Origin of the sequence: Pseudomonas sp. Mn2068, from assembly GCF_049319725.1 — a bacterium.
GTDB lineage: Bacteria > Pseudomonadota > Gammaproteobacteria > Pseudomonadales > Pseudomonadaceae > Aquipseudomonas > Aquipseudomonas gingeri.
This window is the reverse complement of record NZ_JBMOUG010000002.1, coordinates 317,805-337,628: the sequence shown is the minus strand read 5'-3', so window position 1 is coordinate 337,628 and position 19,824 is coordinate 317,805. Positions and strand designations below refer to the sequence as shown.

The 19,824-nt window shown below is 63.1% G+C and carries 16 protein-coding genes; 6 read left to right on the top strand and 10 right to left on the bottom strand.

Translation table 11 applies throughout. The annotated features are described in order from the left end of the window. Positions 1–88: 88 nt before the first annotated feature. Entirely contained in the window at positions 89–3,193 is a 3,105-nt protein-coding gene (locus ACL9RJ_RS06120; RefSeq protein WP_422765121.1) for a non-ribosomal peptide synthetase, read from the bottom strand. A gap of 631 nt (positions 3,194–3,824) precedes the next feature. Here ACL9RJ_RS06120 and ACL9RJ_RS06115 point away from each other — a divergent pair. Both ACL9RJ_RS06115 and adeC read left to right on the top strand, forming a co-directional pair. Beyond that, complete coding sequence (locus ACL9RJ_RS06115; RefSeq protein ID WP_017128199.1) at positions 3,825–4,631, top strand: helix-turn-helix transcriptional regulator; 807 nt, start codon at positions 3,825–3,827, stop codon at positions 4,629–4,631. Between the two features lie 72 nt (positions 4,632–4,703). Beyond that, a complete protein-coding gene (gene adeC, locus ACL9RJ_RS06110; protein WP_212809805.1) occupies positions 4,704–6,134 on the top strand; it encodes an AdeC/AdeK/OprM family multidrug efflux complex outer membrane factor in 1,431 nt (476 codons plus the stop codon). A 166-nt stretch (positions 6,135–6,300) separates the two neighbouring features. Here adeC and ACL9RJ_RS06105 read toward each other — a convergent pair whose 3' ends face one another. The 7 genes from ACL9RJ_RS06105 to ACL9RJ_RS06075 all read right to left on the bottom strand — a co-directional run bounded on the left by ACL9RJ_RS06105 (position 6,301) and on the right by ACL9RJ_RS06075 (position 14,106). Next, positions 6,301–6,684 (bottom strand): DUF1640 domain-containing protein, encoded by a 384-nt coding sequence (locus ACL9RJ_RS06105; RefSeq protein WP_177129070.1) that lies wholly within the window; start codon positions 6,682–6,684, stop codon positions 6,301–6,303. A gap of 240 nt (positions 6,685–6,924) precedes the next feature. Further along, positions 6,925–7,953, bottom strand: a complete 1,029-nt coding sequence (locus ACL9RJ_RS06100) for a LacI family DNA-binding transcriptional regulator (protein ID WP_177088096.1) — start codon at positions 7,951–7,953, stop codon at positions 6,925–6,927. 159 nt (positions 7,954–8,112) lie between these two features. Then, positions 8,113–9,045 carry a LysR family transcriptional regulator gene (locus ACL9RJ_RS06095; protein ID WP_177087673.1) on the bottom strand — a complete coding sequence of 311 codons (933 nt, stop codon included), beginning with the start codon at positions 9,043–9,045 and terminating at the stop codon, positions 8,113–8,115. 17 nt (positions 9,046–9,062) lie between these two features. Then, complete coding sequence (locus ACL9RJ_RS06090; protein ID WP_422765012.1) at positions 9,063–10,004, bottom strand: aldo/keto reductase; 942 nt, start codon at positions 10,002–10,004, stop codon at positions 9,063–9,065. Between the two features lie 4 nt (positions 10,005–10,008). Beyond that, a complete protein-coding gene (locus tag ACL9RJ_RS06085; RefSeq protein ID WP_177119401.1) occupies positions 10,009–11,487 on the bottom strand; it encodes an efflux transporter outer membrane subunit in 1,479 nt (492 codons plus the stop codon). Between the two features lie 19 nt (positions 11,488–11,506). Further along, positions 11,507–12,970, bottom strand: a complete 1,464-nt coding sequence (locus tag ACL9RJ_RS06080; protein WP_422765011.1) for a DHA2 family efflux MFS transporter permease subunit — start codon at positions 12,968–12,970, stop codon at positions 11,507–11,509. After that, complete coding sequence (locus ACL9RJ_RS06075) at positions 12,967–14,106, bottom strand: HlyD family secretion protein (protein ID WP_422765010.1); 1,140 nt, start codon at positions 14,104–14,106, stop codon at positions 12,967–12,969. Before ACL9RJ_RS06075 ends, ACL9RJ_RS06080 begins: the two co-directional genes overlap by 4 nt. A gap of 120 nt (positions 14,107–14,226) precedes the next feature. Between ACL9RJ_RS06075 and ACL9RJ_RS06070 the strand changes: the two genes are divergently transcribed. The 4 genes from ACL9RJ_RS06070 to ACL9RJ_RS06055 all read left to right on the top strand — a co-directional run bounded on the left by ACL9RJ_RS06070 (position 14,227) and on the right by ACL9RJ_RS06055 (position 17,845). Next, entirely contained in the window at positions 14,227–14,850 is a 624-nt protein-coding gene (locus ACL9RJ_RS06070; protein WP_422765009.1) for a TetR/AcrR family transcriptional regulator, read from the top strand. A 22-nt stretch (positions 14,851–14,872) separates the two neighbouring features. Continuing rightward, positions 14,873–15,388 (top strand): G/U mismatch-specific DNA glycosylase, encoded by a 516-nt coding sequence (gene mug, locus ACL9RJ_RS06065; protein ID WP_042936299.1) that lies wholly within the window; start codon positions 14,873–14,875, stop codon positions 15,386–15,388. A gap of 86 nt (positions 15,389–15,474) precedes the next feature. Next, positions 15,475–16,572, top strand: a complete 1,098-nt coding sequence (locus tag ACL9RJ_RS06060) for a carboxynorspermidine decarboxylase (protein ID WP_017128170.1) — start codon at positions 15,475–15,477, stop codon at positions 16,570–16,572. Positions 16,573–16,600: 28 nt separating this feature from the next. After that, on the top strand, positions 16,601–17,845 hold the full coding sequence (locus ACL9RJ_RS06055; RefSeq protein ID WP_103032660.1) for a saccharopine dehydrogenase family protein: 1,245 nt from the start codon (positions 16,601–16,603) through the stop codon (positions 17,843–17,845). An 83-nt stretch (positions 17,846–17,928) separates the two neighbouring features. Here the strand turns inward: ACL9RJ_RS06055 and ACL9RJ_RS06050 are convergent, their stop codons facing one another. Together ACL9RJ_RS06050 and ACL9RJ_RS06045 are read right to left on the bottom strand one after the other, a co-directional pair. After that, on the bottom strand, positions 17,929–18,765 hold the full coding sequence (locus ACL9RJ_RS06050; RefSeq protein WP_103032655.1) for an alpha/beta fold hydrolase: 837 nt from the start codon (positions 18,763–18,765) through the stop codon (positions 17,929–17,931). Between the two features lie 121 nt (positions 18,766–18,886). Beyond that, entirely contained in the window at positions 18,887–19,780 is an 894-nt protein-coding gene (locus ACL9RJ_RS06045) for a LysR family transcriptional regulator (RefSeq protein ID WP_017128169.1), read from the bottom strand. Positions 19,781–19,824 lie beyond the last annotated feature (44 nt).

Sequence of the window (19,824 nt, the reverse complement as noted above, 5' to 3'; positions counted from 1 at the left end):
TAAAGCATCCATTCGGATGTGTCTGACATGGGAAGCGGGGACATGGCCAACGCCGCCGTTTTCAGGGGGTGCGAGGCTGCCCCGACAGTCAGAGCCGCCGCCGGCGATTGAGCGTCGGAATGGTGGTGGCCGGGATCTCGAGCGCTTGCACGCGCCCGACGGTGCGGGTAGCCAGGGCAGCAAGGCGGGGTTCGCTGAAGATGGCCGAGGCATCGGCCTCCAGGCCCGCATCACGCATGCGTGCCACAAGCTTCATGGCCAGCAGCGAATGCCCGCCCAACTCGAAGAAATGGTCGTTGCGGCCCACCCGCTCGAGCTTCAGCACCTCGGCCCAGATCTGCGCCAGGGCGATTTCCACGGCGCCCTGTGGGGCCTCGTAACGCCGGCTGATCACCGCCTCGATGCCGGGGGCCGGAAGTGCCTGGCGGTCCAGCTTGCCGTTGGGAGTCAGTGGCCATGCGTCGAGGCGCACATAGGCCGATGGCACCATGTAGTCCGGGAGCAGTGTCGACAGATGGTTGCGCAGCGCCTCGATGGCCGGCACCTGTGCGGGGTCTCGCGGCGTGAAATAGGCCACCAGCCGCTCGTCGCGCATCAGCACCACCGCCTCCCTGACCCTGTCATGGGCCGAAAGGCGCGCCTCGATCTCGCCAAGCTCCAGGCGAAAGCCGCGCAGCTTGACCTGGAAGTCGTCGCGCCCGAGGAATTCGAGATTGCCGTCCGCGCGATACCGCACCAGGTCACCGGTGCGATAGAGGCGGTCGCCGGCCACGAACGGACTGTCGATAAAACGCTCGGCCACCAACTGCGGCAACCCCAGGTAGCCACGGGCAACGCCGACACCGCCAATGTGCAATTGCCCGCTGAAACCGATCGGGACCGGCCGGTCCTGAGCATCGAGCACATACAGGCGCGTGTTGCAGATCGGCCGGCCGATGGGCAACTGGATATCCGGTATCGCAGCACCCGGTTCCAGGGTCCAGACCGTGCTGTCGACCGTCGCCTCCGTCGGCCCGTAGACGTTGTGCAGGCGCACCCCTGGCAGGCGCTCCCGGACCCTGTGGGCCAGGGCCGCCGTCAGTTCGCCGCCGCCACAGAACACGTCCGTCAGGCTGGTGCATTGGCTGACTTCCTCCAGTTCGAGAAACTGCTGCAGCATCGCCGGCACGAACTTGATCACGGTGACCTGCTGCTCACGCACCGTTTGCGCCAGGTAGGCCGATTCCCATTGCCCGTCGGGACGGGCCAGCACCAGGCGCATGCCCACGGTCAGCGGCCAGAAGAACTCCCAGACCGAGCCGTCGAAACTGAACGGGGACTTCTGCAACAACGCCCCGCTGCGATCGCCGGTAAACAGTTTCGAACTCCAGTGCACCAGATTGCACAGGCCGCGATGCTCGAGCGCCACGCCCTTGGGTGTGCCGGTGGAGCCCGAGGTATAGATCACATAGGCCAGGTTCGACGCGGTCAGTCCCGGCACCTGCACCTCGCTCACCGGTTGGTCATGCCAGGTGTCATGGTCGAAGTCGAGCACGGGTATGGTCACCGCGCCCGGCAGGTGACGCGTAGCGGCATGCACCAGCAGCAGTACCGACGAACTGTCGCGCAGCATGTGCTCCAGGCGCTCCGGCGGATAGCCCGGATCCAGCGGCACATAGGCGCCCCCGGCCTTGACGATGGCCCACAGGCCGATCACCAGTTCCAGGCCGCGCTCGACGCAGATCGCCACCCGCGCATCGGGTTGCACGCCCTGCTCGCGCAGGCAGTGCGCCAACTGGTTGGCCTGCTCGTTGAGCTGGCGATAGGTCAGGCTCCGCTCGCCCGCCACCACTGCCACGGCCTCCGGTGTACGTCGGACCTGGGCCTCGAACACCTGCTGGATGGTCTGTTCGAGATCATAGGCCGCCTCAGTGGCATTCCACGCTGCCAACCGCTCGGTTTCGGCCGGCGTGACCAGCACAAACTCGCGCAGCGCCAGGCCGGTGTTTTCCAGTCCCTGCTCGAGCACGAAAGTCAGCCGCTCGGCCAGTGCCTGGACCTCGGCGGGCTCGAAGTAGGCCTCGTTGTAGACGAGGTGGATCCAGGCCTTGTCGTTATAACGGTTGCTGCGCAGATGAAGGGTCAACGGTGTCGACTCGTGACGATTGGACACCTTCACGGTGTGCGCCTGCGCCTCGCCGTACCGGTAATCATGGTCATCTTGCTCATAGGACACCGATATTTCGAACAGTTGGTTGCGATCCTCGCGCAGCAGGCCCAGCGCACGGTTCATCTCGCTCAGGGGGTAGCGCTGGTGCCGCAGGTCCTGCCTGAGGACATCACGTACACCGCATACCAGTTCGCCGAACGACAGCCCATCGGCAAAATCGAAACGCAGCGCGCTGACCTGGGTAAACAGTCCCAGGGTCGACTTGAAGCGGGCATTGCCACGGTTAAGGATCGGTACGCCGAGCACCCAGTCATTGCGCTGCGAAGTACCGGCGAAGCAGAGATGCACCGCCGCCAGCAACACATGGAAGGCCGAGGCCTGGCAGGTACTCGCCAGGGCCTTCATCCGCTCGTGCAGTGATGTGGGAAAGGCCTGGACCACGCTGTCGCTGGCCCACCGACCGCGATAACGCGGCAGCAGCATCGGGTCCGGTAGCGTCCGGTACTTGGCCAGCCAGTAGTCACGGTCGCGGGTGTAGCGCGACGAATCGCGGTATTGCTGGTCATCGGCGATAAAGTCGATATAGGACGGTGCCACCAGGTCCGGCTCCTCGCCGCGCGCCAGCGCGCTGTAGATGCCTCCCAGCGAGGCCAGCATCTGCCCGAAGCCCCAGCCGTCGAGGATCAGGTGGTGGGCCTGGGTGCCCAGCAAATTGTGGGTATCGTCCAGCCGAACCAGGAAGAAGCGGAACAACGGCCCGCCCTCCAGTTCGTAAGGCTGCTGTATCTGCTGCTGCATCAGCCGCCGGGCGGCCGCCAGCGGATCGGCCTGGGTGGCAACGCTGTACAACGGCACCGACACGGCCAGCGTCGGCGCGAAGCTCTGTACGGGCAGGCCATCGGCACCGGCCCGCAGCACGGTGCGCAGGGCATCGTGTTTGGCCACCAGGCACTCGACCGCACGCTGGACAAGTTGCGGGACAATGGTCCCATTAAGTTCTACATATCCTCCGATATTGTACAACGGAGAATCACCCCGACTCATCTGGTCAAGCCAGATGTCCCGCTGGCTGGCCGTCAGGGGAAAGCCCTCTCGAGTCACAGCCGTATCGTCCATGTCGGTAGCGCGGGAAAGTTCCATAAGGTCCGTCTCAAACAATTATCCGCGAATTTAAACATCCGGCTTGCGGGGCTGTATGGCACCAAAACCCCGGACAAAAAAAACCTCCTGTATGGAGGGGCTTGTCCCAGGGGATATTCATGCAAGCGACTCCCTCATCAGGACCCGCGATATTGAGCACTCCCCCGGAATCTTTGTAGCCACCGTCAAAACGCCACTTAAGCAAAGTCTTAAAAATATGTAGGAAATACGCTAAAAACCACCTTTGCCACCGACTGAATCATCCGTCATACAACCCATAAAATTTATTAATATCATGCATTTGTAGCTATATCATTAAGACAATCCAACACAGAACAAGCGTTTGATATAGTCAGAAAATCCCCATACCCCCTACACCCTTCATAGATTTTTATGTCCCCTTTTTCCACTACAGACGTAGGATAAATGCATAGGCTTAAATCCCCGGAGAAATCCTGTTCAAGGAGAACTGGTTGCTTCCGATTTCATGCCGCAAATCGTTTGACGACAGGTCTATATCAAGGAAGACAAGGAAATGAATCTGACCAGCAGTATTCGAGACGTAGAAAGCCCCGGCTTCTATTTCGAATTGGGCGAACTGATTTCAAGCACGGGCAATGAACACTTTGCCAGCAACATGCTCAACCTGATCGATAAGCTGGTACCGGTCGAGCGGATCGACCTCAGCGAATGGACACTCGACGAGCGCCAGGCCAGCGTGGTCGATATCGAGCCACTGGGCTGCGCCGGCCTGAAAGACGACTCTGCGCCGCCCGAACTCCCGCAGCACCCGGATACACATCCACTGCTCAGCCAGATGATCGAGATGGATGACTCACTCCTGATCCAGATGAACGCGCAGGTCAACCGCCGTGATAACCGGGACGCCGCCCACCAGTGCAACCTGGTGTCGCGCAAATCCAATCGTCGCTGTGTCATTTCGCTTTACCGTTCGCACACGCAAAAAGGCTTTGCCCTCAGCGAGCTGTCATTTCTCAAGAACCTCTCCGACACCCTGCTGCCGCTGATCGAACGCCATGCGCAGATCAGCCGCCAGGCAGTCCTGAAGAACGTCACCAGCCCTGTGCCGGGGCCTCAGGCGGAACAGGAGCCCGTCTCGTTGCAGCAAGCCTTCAGCAAGCGCCTGGCTCTGGGCGACATCATTCTGTCGAGCCGGGAACGGGAAGTCTGCCTGGGGCTGCTGGTGGGTGGCACGGTGCCACAGATGGCCGAGAAACTCAGCGTGAAGAACAGTTCCGTCGAAACCTATCTCAAGCGCGCGGCCGCCAAACTCGGGGTCAGCGGACGCCATGGGCTGGCCCGCTGGATGGCCGGCGCCTAGACCTTCCTTTCTTGCTGACAAGCGGGTGCCGGTTACACGGCCACCCGCCCTTCCCTTCCATGAGGCTGGTCGATGAGCAAATCCCCTCTTTCCCTGGTCGCCGCGGCACTGCTGCTCGGCGGTTGTTCGCTGATGCCGGATTACCAGCAACCGGCTTCGCCCAGTGCGCCGCAGTATCCCCAGGGCCCGGCCTATGCGACGACCGCCCAAGACAGCGTTGCGCCAGGCGCGGACTGGCGCAGCCTGTTTCGTGACCCGACGCTGCGGCAATTGATCGGAAACGCCCTGATGAACAACCGCGATCTGCGGGTGGCCGCCCTGAATGTCGACGCCTTCCAGGCCCAGTACCGGATCCAACGCGCCGACCTGCTGCCGGCGGTTTCGGCCAATGGCAGCAGCTCACGCCAGCGGGTGCCGGGCAGTCTGGCCGGCGGCAAGCCGGTCATCACCTCGAGCAGCTCGGTGAACCTGGGCGTCAGCGCCTATGAGCTGGATTTGTTCGGCCGCGTGCGCAGCCTGACCGAGCAGGCCATGGCCACCTACCTCTCCTCGGAACAGGCACGACGCAGCACCCAGTTGAGCCTGGTGGCCAATGTCGCCAATGCCTACCTGACCTGGCTGGCTGACCGTGAATTGCTGGCATTGACCCGCAAGACCCTCGACGCCTATGAACAGAGCCTGCACCTGACCACCCGCAGCCGCGATGCCGGCAAGCTCTCGGCGCTGGATGTCAGCCAGGCCCGGACCAGCGTCGAAAGTGCCCGCGCCAACCTGTCGCGCTACGAGCGCCAGGTCGCCCAGGACCTGAACAACCTGACACTGCTGGTCGGCGCACCACTGCCCGACTCGCTGCCCGAACGACCGCTGGCCGATAGCCTGGTGGCGCAAGTGCCGGCGGGCCTGCCTTCGGATCTACTGCAACGGCGCCCGGACATCCTCCAGGCCGAATACCAGCTCAAGGCCGCCAACGCCAATATCGGCGCGGCGCGGGCGGCGTTCTTTCCGAGCGTGAGCCTGACCGCGAATGCCGGCACCACCAGCAAGGAACTGTCGGGACTGTTCAAGGCCGGCTCGGGATCCTGGACCTTCCAGCCGCAGGTCAACCTGCCGATTTTCAACACCGGCAGCCTGCGGGCGAGCCTGGACTACTCGAAGCTGCAGAAGGATATCCGTATCGCGCAATACGAAAAATCGATCCAGACTGCCTTCCAGGAAGTTGCTGACGGCCTGGCGGCACGCCAGACCTACGACGAGCAACTCCAGGCGCAACGTGACCTGGTGAAGGCCACACAGGACTATTACGATATGGCCGAGCATCGCTATCGGACCGGGGTCGACAGCAGCCTGGTGTTCCTCGATGCGCAACGCTCGCTGTTCAGTTCACAGCAAGGCCTGATCAACGATCAGCTGGCGCAACTGGTGGCGGAGGTGAACCTGTACACGGCGCTGGGTGGCGGATGGAGCGAGTGGTCGAGGCTGACGCTGTCGAGTCGACAGCCTTGAGATGACACAGAGGCTGTCACGCAATCATTGCGACTCTGTCACCACATCGTCATACCCGTTAATCAGAATGATGTCAGCCAAAGGGATTTGGCCCATCTGTCGAGAGCCCGCCATTGAGCGGGCTTTTCGTTTGTCGCGCTTGAATGAAAGAACGCGAAGATCAGGCCTACCTGCTCAGCAGCTCAAAACTCGTCTTCAGCAGCGGTACGGCGACGCAGATGAAGATCAGGCCAAACTGCCACCGCAGGATCTTGTTCTGCGACTCCAATGCCGAAATGGACGAACGCAGATCGGCCCCCTGCTCCTTGATCAAGGCGCGCAGTTCGACACCTTGTGCCCGCATTTCGCTGCCCAGTTCCCTGACAACTGATCCCTGCTCCGAGAAGCGTGCATCCAGCCGTGCTTCCAGGCGTGCTTCGGTTTGCAGCAAATCCGACTTTGTCGCGAGATTTTTCATATCGGCCTCCCAGGCATCTACAACCGCCTTGGCCTTGTTCGCCGGAATACTGGCAGTCGTCAGTGCGTCGTATAAGGTTAGCGACATTTCCATGATAGCTCCTGCAATTGACAAGCGACCTGGAGACATCGGCTCGAAGGAGTGTGGTCATCGTCAAGCCGGCCTTCCCGGCCAGGTGCTGCGCACGACAGCAATACCATTCGGATATTCGGCCAAAACCTGTTGGAAGAGATAGGCAGACGCTTCCCAGGATCTTGTAGGCCAAAGCGCCACGCAGAAGCACCTTCAGCAACACGTCAGGCCCGATGTTGTACCGTGGCTTCGCCCAACGCCTTAACCACCAGGCAGGTTGAACGGCGTGACGATCTGCACCTGGGACGGTGCGACCGGCCCGGCCTTCCACAGCCGGTGGAACTGCAGGATGTGCAGGAACACATTGCGCGAGTCGATCTGCAGGTTGTGGTCGATGATCGCGGCGATTTTTTCCTCGTTCAGCAACTGCTGGTTTTCTTCATCGAGGTCGTGGCCGATAAACACTTCCAGGGGCCGGCCCTGGGCGGCAAAGGCGTCGACTATCGCCCGATTGCCGCCACCCACGCTGTACACCGCCTTGAGCCCGGGATGCTGCTTCAGCGCCTCGGTCACCCGCTCGAAGGTGCGTTCGTACACCCCGAAGCCGCCGCTGATATCCAGCACCCGCAAATGCGCGGCACGACCCCGCAGCCACATGCGAAAGCCCATTTCCCGTTCTTCTTCGCCACGGAACAGCTCACTGCTGATGACCACCGCCACGTCCTGGGGCTCGGAGGGTAGCCAGCGGGAAAACAGATACGCGGCGGTCTGCCCGGCGGTACGATTGTCCATGCCGACATAGCCGATGCGCTCGCTTTGCGGCAGATCGCTGACCAGGGTCACCACCGGGATACCGGCCTCGGCCAGCCGTCTGACCGCCTGGTTCACCAGCGGCACGTCGGCGGCCTTGAGCACCACGCCCTGGCTGCCGGTGTCGAGGCAGCGCAGCAGCCTGTCGTGCATCGCCTGCGGCTCGATGTCCTCGAACAGGTGAAAGCGCGGGGCAATGCGAAACGGCGCCATGCTGCCCAGTTGCGTGGTCATCGCCTTCTGCACCGCCGTGCTGAAGCGTCGTGGCGTATGCAGGATCACGTCGATATGGAAGGTGCGCCCCACCACCAGGCCGTTTTTTTCCTGGGACTCGAGTTCATCCAGGGCCTGTTCGATACGCCGCCGGGTCTGGTAATGCACGCTGCCGCGTTCATGCAGCACGCGATCGACCGTGGCCTTGCTGACCCCCGCCTGGAGGGCGAGTTGCTTGATGGAGAAGTGTCTGGCGCGTTCGAGCAGGGTCATGGAGATGAGGTTCTTGTGAGGTTTTTCCGGGCTCGGTCGAGATCATCGCCATGCTAATCGCGCTTTTGTCAGGCGTCGAGCCGCAACCACGCGCCCGCCTGTAAATGGCTGATATTTCCTTGCCCGATGGCGGGGAGAGAAGACCGCGACCGATCACTCTCGCGACGCGAGCACCTCTTCGTCAGATGCCAGCACGCCCGGAACAGCGCTCTTGAGAAATTCCACCCAGGTCCTGATCTTGGCATCGACGAATTTGCGCGACGGATAGATGGCGAACAGGTTCAGCTGTTCAAGGTGATAGTCCGGCAGGACCCGCACCAGGGTCCCTGCCCGCAGACCTTCGATGGCGGAGGCCACGGGCTGGATGCCGATGCCCATGCCGCTCTTGATCGCGACCGTCATGCCATCGGCGGTATTGATATGAAAAGGCGACAGCGGGATATCGATGGCTTCCATGCCTTGCGGCCCCTCGAAGGCCCAGTGCTCCACGGGCATGACCGTGTTGACGATCCTCAGGCAGTCATGCGCACCGAGGGCACTCGGCGAATCGGGAATGCCGCGCCTTTCCAGGTACGCCGGTGCAGCACAGAGAATGCTGTAGGTGGAACCCAGTCGCTGGGCGACAAATCCCGAATCGGGCAGCTCCCGCGCCAGCACGATCGACATGTCGTAACCCTCCTCCAGCAGGTCGGGCTGGCGGTTGGTCAGGGTCAGGTCGAACATGACCGAGGGATAGCGTTCTCGATAGCGGGCGATGGCGTCGATCACATAGTGGTTGCCCACCGCCGCCATCGCATGAATCTTCAGGCGTCCGGCGGGCATGACATGGGCCGTCCCCGCCTCCTCGTCCGCCTCGCGCACCTCGTCGAGAATCTTCTCGCAGCGTTGCAGGTAGCGCGCCCCGGCTTCGGTCAGCGCCAGGCGTCGGGTGGTGCGGTTGATCAGCCGCGTCTGCAGCCTGGCCTCAAGAGCGGAAACCGCCTTGGAGACATTGGTGATGGTGGTGCCCAGCACTGCGGCCGCCGCCGTGAAGCTGCCACTCTGTGCGACGGTGATGAAAAACCGCATGCTCTGGAATACGTCCATCGTGTCCACCTCGGGAATCATTTCTTGCGCGGAATAAAACCTGGCACGCCGGTTTCCACCACCGAGTTGAAGCGTATGCGGGTGGTGATCTCTTCCTGGATTTCCCGCATGGCCCGGTGGGGCAAGGTCGCGATATCGAAGTTCTCCTGAATATGGCCCGGTGTCGCCGAGGTGGTCAGGAACGCCACGCCACGCTGCACCGACCAGGCCAGGGCCACTTGTGCCGGGGTTTTGCGCACGCGCCGGGCGATACCGGTAATCACCGGTTCCTCCAGCACATTGGGCTCCATGCCGTGGCCGAGGGGGGCGAACGCCAGGACGATGATGCCGTGCTCACGGCAGAATTCGAGCAGTTCCCATTCCGGCAGGTACGGGTGGGACTCGACCTGGACCACCGAGGGTTTTATCCGGGCCGCCGCAACTACTTCCTTCAAGGCTTCCAGGGTGATGTCCGAAAGGCCGATGGAGCGGCACAGCCCTTCGTCCATCAGGCTCTCGAGAGCCCGCCAGGTCTCGATCAGCGTCACGCCCTGGTCGTAGATGACCTGGCCCAGTGCATCCCGCGGGTCCTGGTCGTCACCGGCCTGAAAGGCAAACGGCGTATGGATCAGGTAGCAGTCGATATAGTCGACGCCCAGTCGCCGGCAACTGGCCTCGAACGCCGGCTTGACGCGCTCGGGCCGGTGATTGGTATTCCACAGCTTGGTGGTGATGAACAGCTCTTCCCGCCCGACCAGGCCGCTCTCCAGCGCCTCCTGTAGCGCCACGCCGACCTGCTCTTCATTGCGATAGCGCTCGGCACAATCGAAATGCCGGAAGCCGGTTTGCAGCGCGGTCCTGATCGCCTCGGTGGTCACCGAAAGATCGCGGAACAGCGTACCGAAGCCCACCGCCGGCATCGAACCGCTGCCGTAGATAAGTGGAAACCGGGTATCGCGAAGGGTGTCTTGATAAGTCATGTCGTTACTCCATGGTCTGTCTGTTGATTTCGCCGGAGGCAACCTGCCGTGCCGCCACGCCGACGGCGTTGCCGCCAAGCGCCACGAACAGCCGTACCGTGTCGAGATACTGCGCGGTCTGCACCCTGATCAGCCCCAGCGACGCCTGCTCATAAGCGCGCTCGGCCTCCAGCACCTGGAGAATGCTGTTTTCGCCCTGGGCATAGGCTTGCTGGTTCAGGTGCAGGCTGGTTTCGGCGGCGCGCAAGGCCTGTGTCTGCGCCAGGTTGGCTTCGGCGTTGTGGTTGATCGCCTGCAGCGTGTCCGCCACCTGGCCGAAGGAACTGATGACCGTCTGCCGGTAGCCCGCCAACGCCGCCTGGTAGCCGTCGATAGAAGCCTGGCGTTCGGCCTCGCGGGCGCCGCCGTCGAAGATCGGTCCCGCCAGCCCTGCTGCAAAACCCCAGAGCGCGGCGCCGCCATTGCCGGAAGCGGCCTGTGCCAGCGAGGCCGACAGCTCCACGTGGGGATAGAGATTGGCCGTCGCGATACCCACCGCGGCGCTGGCCATATGCAGGTCGGCCTCGGCCTGCAGGATATCGGGCCGGGTGCGGGCCATTTCCGAAGGCAGGCTGACCGGCAGATTGGCCGGCAAGGTAAATTCGTCCAGTTCGAAATCCGCGGCGATCCAGTCGGCAGGCCCCTTGCCCGCCAGGATCGACAACGCATGCCGCGCCGCATCGCGTTGCTGGGCCAGGGGTGGCAACAGCGTACGATCCTGCGCCAGCCGGGTTTCGGCCAGCGACACGTCGATCCGCGTGGTGGCGCCATTGAGCTGGGCCGTACGCACCAGTTCGAGATTCCTCGCGTCATTGGCCAGCAGCTTCTCCACCGCCGCCATCTGCGCGTTGGCGCTAGCCACCAGCAGCGCCTGGCTGGCGACATCGCCCGTCAGCGTCAGGTAGGCCGCTTCGTAGCGGTGCTGCTGCAGCTCGGTGAACGCCTGCTGCTGCTCGATCCGCCGCCGGTTGCCACCGAAGGCATCGAGGTCGAAGCCGACCCGCGGCCCGACCGAATAGAAGTTGGCGACCGCAGGTTCGGCTGCCGTGTGTACCCGCTGGCGACCGGCCTGGGCGCCGAAATCGACCTGCGGGTACAGCGCGCCCTCCGCTGCGGCCACGGAGGATGCCGCTTGCCGCAGTGTCGCGTCAGCCGCCACCAGCTCAAGATTGCCGGCAACGGCGCGCCGCACCAGCCGGTCGAGCTTCGCTGATTGAAAAGCCGACCACCAGTCACCCTTGAGCGGCCTGCCCAGGTCGATATGCTGGTCAGCCTTGCCGCCCAGACGCTGCTCGGCCTGTTGGTCATAATGCTGCGACGGACTTTGCGCTGGCGCGGCGTAGTCCGGGCCGACGGTACAGGCGGACAGCACGGCAAGCGCCGAGACCGTCCAGACCATCGCTGGAAACCGCGGCCTGTTGATGACGAACGCACTGGATTTCATTTTCCGGACTCCACGGGGACTAGTTGGTCGGAACGGGTTTGCGAAGAAAGAACACCAGCGGACTCACCACCAGCATCACCACCAGCAAAATCTTGAACTGGCCGATCACGGCGATGAACGCCGCCTGGCCGGTGATCATTTCGTTGAGCCCGGCCAGGGCCGGCAGCGACATCGGCGCGGCAAGCCGATACGCCGTCAGATGGCTGGCCAGCGCCAGGTGCATCGCCTGGGTGTTGTTGAAGAAGTACAACTGCACCACCGCCACCCCGAGGGTGCTGCCATAGACCCGGACCAGATTGAAAATCCCCGCGGCTTCCGGACGCAGCTTCGGGTCGAGCGTGCTGAACGCCATCTTGCTCAGCGCCGGCATCAACACTCCGAGACCGATGCCCTGCAATGCACCGGCAATCGCCACCGGCCAGCTGTCCATCAGCGGCGAATAGCCGAGCATCAGCCCGTTGGCATACACCACCAGGGCGATACCCGCCGCCACCCATACCCGCGGGTCGACGCGCGCGGGCACCCGGCCCATCAGCAGGAAGGCTCCCACCAGCCCGATACCTCGCGGCAGGGTCAGGCCACCGGTCGTGTCGGGCGGATAACCGAGCAGTTCATCGAGCATCGGCGAGGTCAGGGCCATGGTCGACAACAGGACAAAACCCAGGGCGAAAAACATCACCGTCGACAACACGAAGTTGCGATCCCGAAACAGCCCCTTGCTGACAAAGTGCACCTTCGCGGTCAGCGCATGGACAACGAACAGGTAAAGCCCAAGTCCGGCGGCCAGCGCTTCCAGCCAGATTTCCGGCGAGGCGAACCACTCCAGGCGCTCGCCCCGGTCGAGCAGCATCTGCAACCCGATCATGCCCAGGGTGAAGGTGCCGAAGCCGAAGAAGTCGAAGGACGGGCGTGTCCCGGCCTTTTTCTCCGGCAGCCACAGCGCCACCACCAGGAAGATGAACGCCGACAGCGGCAGGCTGATATGGAAGATCGCGCGCCAGCCGTAATGCTCACCGAGCCAGCCGCCGATACCCGGGCCGGTGGCGATGCCCAGCAGCACGATGGCGGTCCAGGTCGCACCGAAGGTCGCGCGCCGTGCCGGCGCCAGGGTCTCCAGGGCGATCGCCATCGACAGCGGCGCCAGTACGCCACTGGCCAGCCCCTGGACAACCCGCGCCCCGACGAACTGCAGCGGCGTCGTTGCCAGGGTGGCGAGCAGCAGGCCCAGGGCGAAGATCGCCAGCGCGCCTTGGTACATCAGCTTCAGGCCGTAACGGCCACCCAGCCACTGGGCGATCGGTAAGTTAATGGCGCTCGCCGCCAGGTAGGAGGTGAAGACCCAGCCGGCCTGGTCGTCGGTCATCGACAAGCTGCCCTGGAGCAACCGCAGCACCGCGTTCGGCAGCGGCAGGTTGGCAGACTGCATATAGGTCGCCAGCAGCGCGGCAAACCTCAGCGCACGCGCACCCTCGGCCCCGTTCATTGCCCGCGGCTCGCGGTCAACAGCCCCTTGAGCGGCTGCCACCAGGGCGCCCGATAACCGGTATCGACCGTGACCGTGGCGCTGGTGCCGGAGAATAACGGCAGGCGCGGATCGACTTCATCGAGTTCGAGCCGGACCGGTACCCGCTGGATCACCTTGACCCAGTTGCCGGTGGCGTTTTCCGGCGGCAGCAGGGCGAAGTCCGCGCCGGTGCCGGGACTCATGCTGATGACACGGGCCTTGAACGGATGATCCGGGTAGGTATCGATGCTGATGGTCGCGGTCTGCCCCGGACGCATATGCGCCAACTGGGTCTCGCGGAAGTTGGCCTCGACCCACACCTGGCGGGCCGAGAGCAAGGCAAAGGCCGGCGCGCCGCTGTTGAGATAGTTGCCGACCTGCAGGTCGTCGACCTTGGCGACGATGCCATCGTCCGGCGCATAGACCGTCGCATACGAGAGGTAGAGCCGTGCCTCGTCGAGCTGGGCCCTGGCCTCGCGAATCGCCGGGTGGCTGTCGATATCGATATCCGGATTGCCGTTCAACGCCACCACCGTATTGGCGATCTGCTGTTCAACGGACGCTATGCGTTGTCGCGCGACCTTGAGATCGGTGTCCGCACGCTCGTAGAGCGAGCGCGAGACGAACTCGCTGGCCATCAGCGCCTTCTTCCTGGCGAACTCCTTTTCGTCGAAGCTCGCCGACTCCCGGGCCGATTGCAGCTCGGCCTGCTGCTGCCGATAGCTGGCCTTGAGCCCGGCGATGCGCAACCGCGCCACGCTCAGTTGGGCATCTGCCCGGTTGACGGCGATCTGCAAAGGCTCCGGATTGATCCGGAACAACACCTGGCCCTTGTGCACCGGCTGGTTGTCCTCGACCGCGATTTCAACCACCTGTCCGGAAATCCGCGCATTGATGGAAGCCTTGGCTACCCGGGCATAGGCGTTGTCGGTCGAGACGAAGGGCTCCGCCGCCAGGTAACGGGCAATGGCAACCGCCGCGAACAGCACTGGCAGCCCCACCATCAGCAGGGGTCGCACTCTTTCCTTCAGGGGCTTGCGAATGAACGCGTCCGCCTGGACTGGCCCCGGATGCTCGAAGTTGTGTGTCGCCGTACTGTCGAATTGCTTGGTCATGATCGAATTTACCTGTGGCCGGGGAGCACGCCTGGAACCGGGAATTTCTGAATTCCGATTTTTGTGCGACAATGTAAGAATATAGCCATCCCGGCCCTCACTCAAGGATTTTTGTACAACATGGCACAAAAAAAGACCGCCGAGGGAAAAGGCCGCGGCCGCCCTCGCGCCTACGACCCCCAGACAGCCTTGCAACAGGCGCTCGGGGTGTTCTGGAATACCGGCTATGCCGGGGCCTCCCTGGACAGCATCGCCACGGCGGCGGGCATGAACCGCCCCAGCCTGTATGCCGCCTTCGGGGACAAGCACGCGCTCTATATCAAGGCGCTCGAACAGTACTGGGAGATGGCCGCGGCGGCCGTCGACGAGGCGCTGAAAGACCGCTCCCTGACCCTCGGCGAGGCATTGCTGCGTTTCTACGAGGGGCAGTTGTCGATCTACTTCTCCGGTGACGGTCAGCCACGGGGTTGCTTCATGATCGGCACGGCAACCACCGAGGCGGTCGAGGATCCGGCCATCCGCGAGATTCTTTCCAACCGCCTCGGCCGCCTCGATGCCGAGCTGGAAACTCGCCTGCGGGCGGCAATCGAGGCCGGCGAACTGCACGCCGATGCCGACCCGGCGGCCCTGGCGGCGCTCGCCTCGGGCCTGATGCACAGCATTTCGATACGGGCCCGGGCGGGTAAATCCCGGGCCGAACTGTCCGAGCTGGCGCGCAACGCGGTCAGGGTCATCTGCGGATGAGTCCGCGCTTGTGAGGTGTGTGGTGGCTGAAGGACTCGAAGATATTCTGGCCGGGCAACTGGCGGTGGTTTTCTGTGGCATCAACCCGGGGTTGATGGCGGCAGCCCAGGGACATCACTTCGCCGGGCGCAACAATCGGTTCTGGCGCACGCTGCATCTGGCCGGTTTCACCCCCGAGGAACTGCGTCCGGAAAACGACCGCACGCTCTTGCAGTACGGATGCGGGTTGACCACCGTGGTCGAGCGACCGACGGCGCGGGCGGACCAGTTGTCCCGCGATGAATTCAGCGCGGCGGCGGCCGGTTTCGAACACAAGATCGCCCGCTACGCCCCCGGCTGCGTGGCCTTTCTCGGCAAGGCCGGGTACTGCGGATTATCCGGCCAGCGGGACGTCGCCTGGGGGCTGCAACCACGGCGCCTGGCGGACGCCTCGGTGTGGGTCCTGCCCAATCCCAGCGGGCGCAATCTCGCCTTTTCCCTCGAGCAGCTGGTGAGCGCCTATCGGCAGCTTCGTCTGACCCTGGGCGCCGGCCGGTAGGAAATACGCCCGTCAACCTTTCGATATGAGCCAACTAAAGGCACAATGCGCGTCCTTTTTTGGCTAGCCCCGCCGGAGGCCTCGAAATGATCAAGACGCCGTACTACCTCATCGACAAGCAGAAGCTGCTGGTCAACCTGCAGAAGATCGCCTACGTGCGCGAGCACTCCGGAGCCAAGGCGCTGCTGGCGCTCAAGTGCTTCGCCACCTGGTCGGTGTTCGACCTGATGCAGCAATACATGGACGGCACGACGTCGTCGTCGCTCTACGAGCTCAAGCTCGGTCGCCAGAAATTCGTCGGCGAGACCCACGCCTACAGCGTGGCCTGGGCCGACGACGAGATCGGCGAGATGCTCGAGAACTGCGACAAGATCATCTTCAACTCCATCGGCCAGTTGCAGCGCTTTGCCGAAGCCTCCAAGGGCAAGGTCCGCGGCCTGCGGGTCAACCCCCAGGTGAGCAGTTCCGACTACCTGCTGGCCGACCCGGCACGGCCGTTCAGCCGCCTGGGCGAGTGGGATCCGGCGAAGATCGAACAGGTCATCGGGCAGATCTCTGGCTTCATGTTCCACAACAACTGCGAGAACGGCGACTTCGGCCTGTTCGACCAGATGCTGGGGACCATCGAGGAGCGCTTCGGCCACCTGCTGCACAAGGTCGAGTGGGTCAGCCTTGGCGGCGGCATCCATTTCACCGGTGAAGGCTATGCCCTGGATGAGTTCTGCGCGCGCCTCAAGGCGTTCTCGCAGAAGTACGGCGTACAGGTCTACCTGGAACCGGGCGAAGCGGCGATCACCCAGAGCGCCTCTCTGGAAGTCACCGTGCTCGACACCCTCTACAACGGCAAGAACCTGGCGGTGGTGGACAGTTCCATCGAAGCCCACATGCTCGACCTGCTGATCTATCGCCTGGACGCCAAGATGGCGCCGAGCGACGGCGAACACACCTACATGGTGTGCGGCAAGTCCTGTCTGGCCGGAGACATCTTCGGCGAGTACCCCTTCGATCGTCCGCTGTCCATCGGCGATCGGCTGTCGTTCGTTGACGCGGCAGGCTACACCATGGTCAAGAAGAACTGGTTCAACGGCTTGAAGATGCCGTCCATCGTAGTGAAACAACTCGACGGTACTGTCGAGGTCGTTCGTGAGTTCGGTTACGAAGACTACCTGTCCAGCCTTTCGTAAGCTGGCGGATTGAGGAGAAATGAAAAAATTGAAGAAGAACGTACTTATCATTGGTGCAGGAGGTGTCGCCAAGGTGGTGGCCCACAAGTGCGCGCAGCACAACGACGAACTCGGTCGTATTGCTATCGCGTCGCGCAACATCTCCAAATGCCAGGCCATCATCGACAGCGTCAAGGCCAAGGGCAGCCTCAAACAGCCCGCTGATATCCAGGCCTTCACGCTGAACGCCCTGGATGTCGAAGCGACCAAGGCGCTGATCCGCGAAACCGGATCGCAGATCGTCATCAACGTCGGCTCCGCGTTCCTCAACATGTCGGTGCTGCGTGCCTGCATCGATACCGGCGTGGCGTACCTCGACACCGCCATCCACGAAGAGCCGGGCAAGGTCTGTGAAACACCGCCCTGGTACGGCAACTACGAGTGGAAACACCTCGAGGAATGCCAGCAAAAGAACATCACCGCCATCCTTGGCGTGGGCTTCGACCCGGGTGTGGTCAATGCCTATGCGGCACTGGCGCAGCAACAGTATTTCGACCGCATTGACTCGATCGATATCCTCGACGTCAACGCCGGTTCCCACGGCAAGTATTTCGCCACCAACTTCGATCCCGAGATCAATTTCCGCGAATTCACCGGACAGGTGTGGAGCTGGCAGGACAGCCAGTGGACCAGCAACACCATGTTCGAAGTCAAGCGTACCGACGACCTGCCGGTGGTGGGTGCGCAGAACCTGTACCTGACCGGCCACGATGAAGTGCACTCGCTGTCGAAGAACCTCGACGTGCCCAACGTGCGCTTCTGGATGAGCTTCGGCGAGCACTACATCAACGTCTTCACCGTGCTGAAGAACCTCGGCCTGCTTTCCGAGAAACCGGTCCGCACCGCCGAAGGCCTGGAAGTCGTGCCGCTGAAAGTGGTCAAGGCCGTACTGCCGGACCCCGCCTCGCTGGCACCGGGTTATGTCGGCAAGACCTGCATCGGCGACCTGGTCAAGGGCAGCAAGGATGGCCAGCCACGCGAGCTGTTCATCTACAACGTGGCCGACCACGAGGACGCCTACGCCGAGACCGACAGCCAGGGCATCTCCTACACCGCCGGCGTACCGCCAGTGGCCGCGGCCCTGCTGGTCGCCCGTGGCGAGTGGGACGTGCAGCGCATGGCCAACGTCGAGGAACTGCCGGCCGAGCCGTTCCTCAAGGCGCTGGATGCCATGGGGCTGCCAACCCGTATCAAGGACGAGCACGGCGACCGCGCGTGGGATGCTATCGCCTGATAGCCCCGCCCATGCCCGGCTGAACAGAAACGCCCCGACCTGCCAGGTTCGGGGCGTTTTTTATTGCCGGTCGGCAGCGAGATTCAATCGACCGCGCAGACACCGCCGGGGCGACCCGCACCCTGGAAATCGGCAATCTGCTGCCACATCGCCGGTGGATTGGAATACATCGGGAAATGCCCGCACTGCGCGATGGGCGCCAGCCGCACGCCTTCGGCCTGGATATGCCCGAGATAGGACAGCGAGGCGTTCTGCTCGCCGTACATGAACATCCGCGGGCATTCCAGCCCGAGGAACTTGCCCATCAGGTCGGCGTGATCGGAAAGGTCGACCATCGATTCGAAGATGCCACGCACCGCCCCTGCCCGTACCTTGTGGCGCAGGCTCGCCGAATACAACGCACTGGCATAAGCCGGCGCCTGCCGGGCGCGTTCGATGAACGCGGTGAAAAACACCTCGGGATCCTCCGCCGGGTAATCCACGATCTGCCGGCTGAGAAAGCAGTCCTCCGGGGCGATATTGCCCTCGATATCGACAAAGCTGAGAACCCGCCCGGGGAACTGATGGGCCAGCATCAGCGCGGTCAGCCCGCCCATGGAGTGGCCGACCAGATGGAACCGCTCGATGCCGAAATGCTCCAGTACCTGCAACGCCGTCTGCCGCAGGAAGGGAATGGAAATCCGCGACAGGTCGCTGCACTGGCTCTCACCGCAGCCCGGCGCGTCATAGGCGACAAAGGGGTGACCGGCAAACGCGGGTTGCAGCACGATGTCGGCGTAGTCCTCCTTGGTCGAGCCAAATCCATGCAGGAAGACGATCGGCGCCAGGCTGCCCTCGCGATGAATGGCGGCGATGTCCAGCTGGACACCCTCGACCGTCAGGGGCAGTCGTGCGTGAGTGAAGGTTTCGGGTGAAGACACGGGAACAGCTCCTTGAACAAAAGCCCAGGCGGCAATTTCCGGGAGATCGCGGCAGGTGTAAATGACGGTTTGGCGAAGACGTCCATACGCCAAACCTATCAGTGTCGGAACAGCGCCCCGCTCAGCCCCCGGCCCGGTAGTGCGCGACCACTTCTTCCACCAGCGGATTGGGCCGCTGCGTATTCCAGGCCAGTGCCGTGGTGACCACCTGCAGCTTCTGGCTCAAGGGGCGAAACACCACATTATCCGGTGCGAGCTTCTTCAGCGCGGCCGGCACCAACGCGATGCCCTGGCCGTAACTGACAAAGGCGATCTGCGAGGCGACCGAACGCACTTCATGCAGCACCCGCGGGGAAAAGCCGCTGGCCCGGCAAGTGGCGATCAGGTTGTCGAAATACACCGGGCTGACCTTGCGCGAAAACATCACCAGCGGCTCGTTGGCCAGGCTCGACAGGCTGATGCGCGAGCGCGCGGCCAGCGGATGATCGCCAGGCAGCGCCACCACCAGACGATCCTCGGTCAACGGCAACGACTGGATCGACGCTCCGAGATCACCGTCCAGGCGGGCAAAGGCCAGGTCGATATCCCCGGACTCCAGCGCGGGCAGCGCTTCAACGCTGTCGATTTCCCGCACGGACACGGTCAGGTGCGGATAGCGGCTCTTCAGTTGTTCGATCAGGCCGGGCAGCACATCGAACATCGCCGTCGAGATCGCACCGATAGTCAGCATGCCCGACTGCCCCGCCACCGCTTCCTCGACGGCCAGTTCCAGGCGCTCCAGTTGCTCGGCGAACTTGCGCACCGCCGGCAGGATCGCGGCGCCGACCGGGGTCAGTTTCGCGCCACGCCGCGAGCGCTCGAAGAGCGTGACCTTGAGGGCCTGCTCCAGCACCTGGATCTGCTCGCTCAGCGGCGGCTGGGACATCCCCAGGCGCTTGGCGGCACGGCCGAAGTTCTGTTCCTCGGCAACCGCCAGGAACAACCAGAGATGACGAATCAGGCGGAAATTGATCATGACTTATCCATAGGTTCAGCGTATCCAACGCTTCTGTGATTAGT

What these genes read in the sequence shown, in the direction of transcription:
- ACL9RJ_RS06120 (WP_422765121.1), bottom strand. Translation starts at nt 3,193, where the DNA reads ATGAGTCGGGGTGATTCTCCGTTGTACAATATCGGAGGATATGTAGAA.
- ACL9RJ_RS06115 (WP_017128199.1), top strand. Translation starts at nt 3,825, where the DNA reads ATGAATCTGACCAGCAGTATTCGAGACGTAGAAAGCCCCGGCTTCTAT.
- adeC (WP_212809805.1), top strand. Translation starts at nt 4,704, where the DNA reads ATGAGCAAATCCCCTCTTTCCCTGGTCGCCGCGGCACTGCTGCTCGGC.
- ACL9RJ_RS06105 (WP_177129070.1), bottom strand. Translation starts at nt 6,684, where the DNA reads ATGGAAATGTCGCTAACCTTATACGACGCACTGACGACTGCCAGTATT.
- ACL9RJ_RS06095 (WP_177087673.1), bottom strand. Translation starts at nt 9,045, where the DNA reads ATGGACGTATTCCAGAGCATGCGGTTTTTCATCACCGTCGCACAGAGT.
- ACL9RJ_RS06090 (WP_422765012.1), bottom strand. Translation starts at nt 10,004, where the DNA reads ATGACTTATCAAGACACCCTTCGCGATACCCGGTTTCCACTTATCTAC.
- ACL9RJ_RS06085 (WP_177119401.1), bottom strand. Translation starts at nt 11,487, where the DNA reads ATGAAATCCAGTGCGTTCGTCATCAACAGGCCGCGGTTTCCAGCGATG.
- ACL9RJ_RS06080 (WP_422765011.1), bottom strand. Translation starts at nt 12,970, where the DNA reads ATGAACGGGGCCGAGGGTGCGCGTGCGCTGAGGTTTGCCGCGCTGCTG.
- ACL9RJ_RS06075 (WP_422765010.1), bottom strand. Translation starts at nt 14,106, where the DNA reads ATGACCAAGCAATTCGACAGTACGGCGACACACAACTTCGAGCATCCG.
- ACL9RJ_RS06070 (WP_422765009.1), top strand. Translation starts at nt 14,227, where the DNA reads ATGGCACAAAAAAAGACCGCCGAGGGAAAAGGCCGCGGCCGCCCTCGC.
- ACL9RJ_RS06060 (WP_017128170.1), top strand. Translation starts at nt 15,475, where the DNA reads ATGATCAAGACGCCGTACTACCTCATCGACAAGCAGAAGCTGCTGGTC.
- ACL9RJ_RS06045 (WP_017128169.1), bottom strand. Translation starts at nt 19,780, where the DNA reads ATGATCAATTTCCGCCTGATTCGTCATCTCTGGTTGTTCCTGGCGGTT.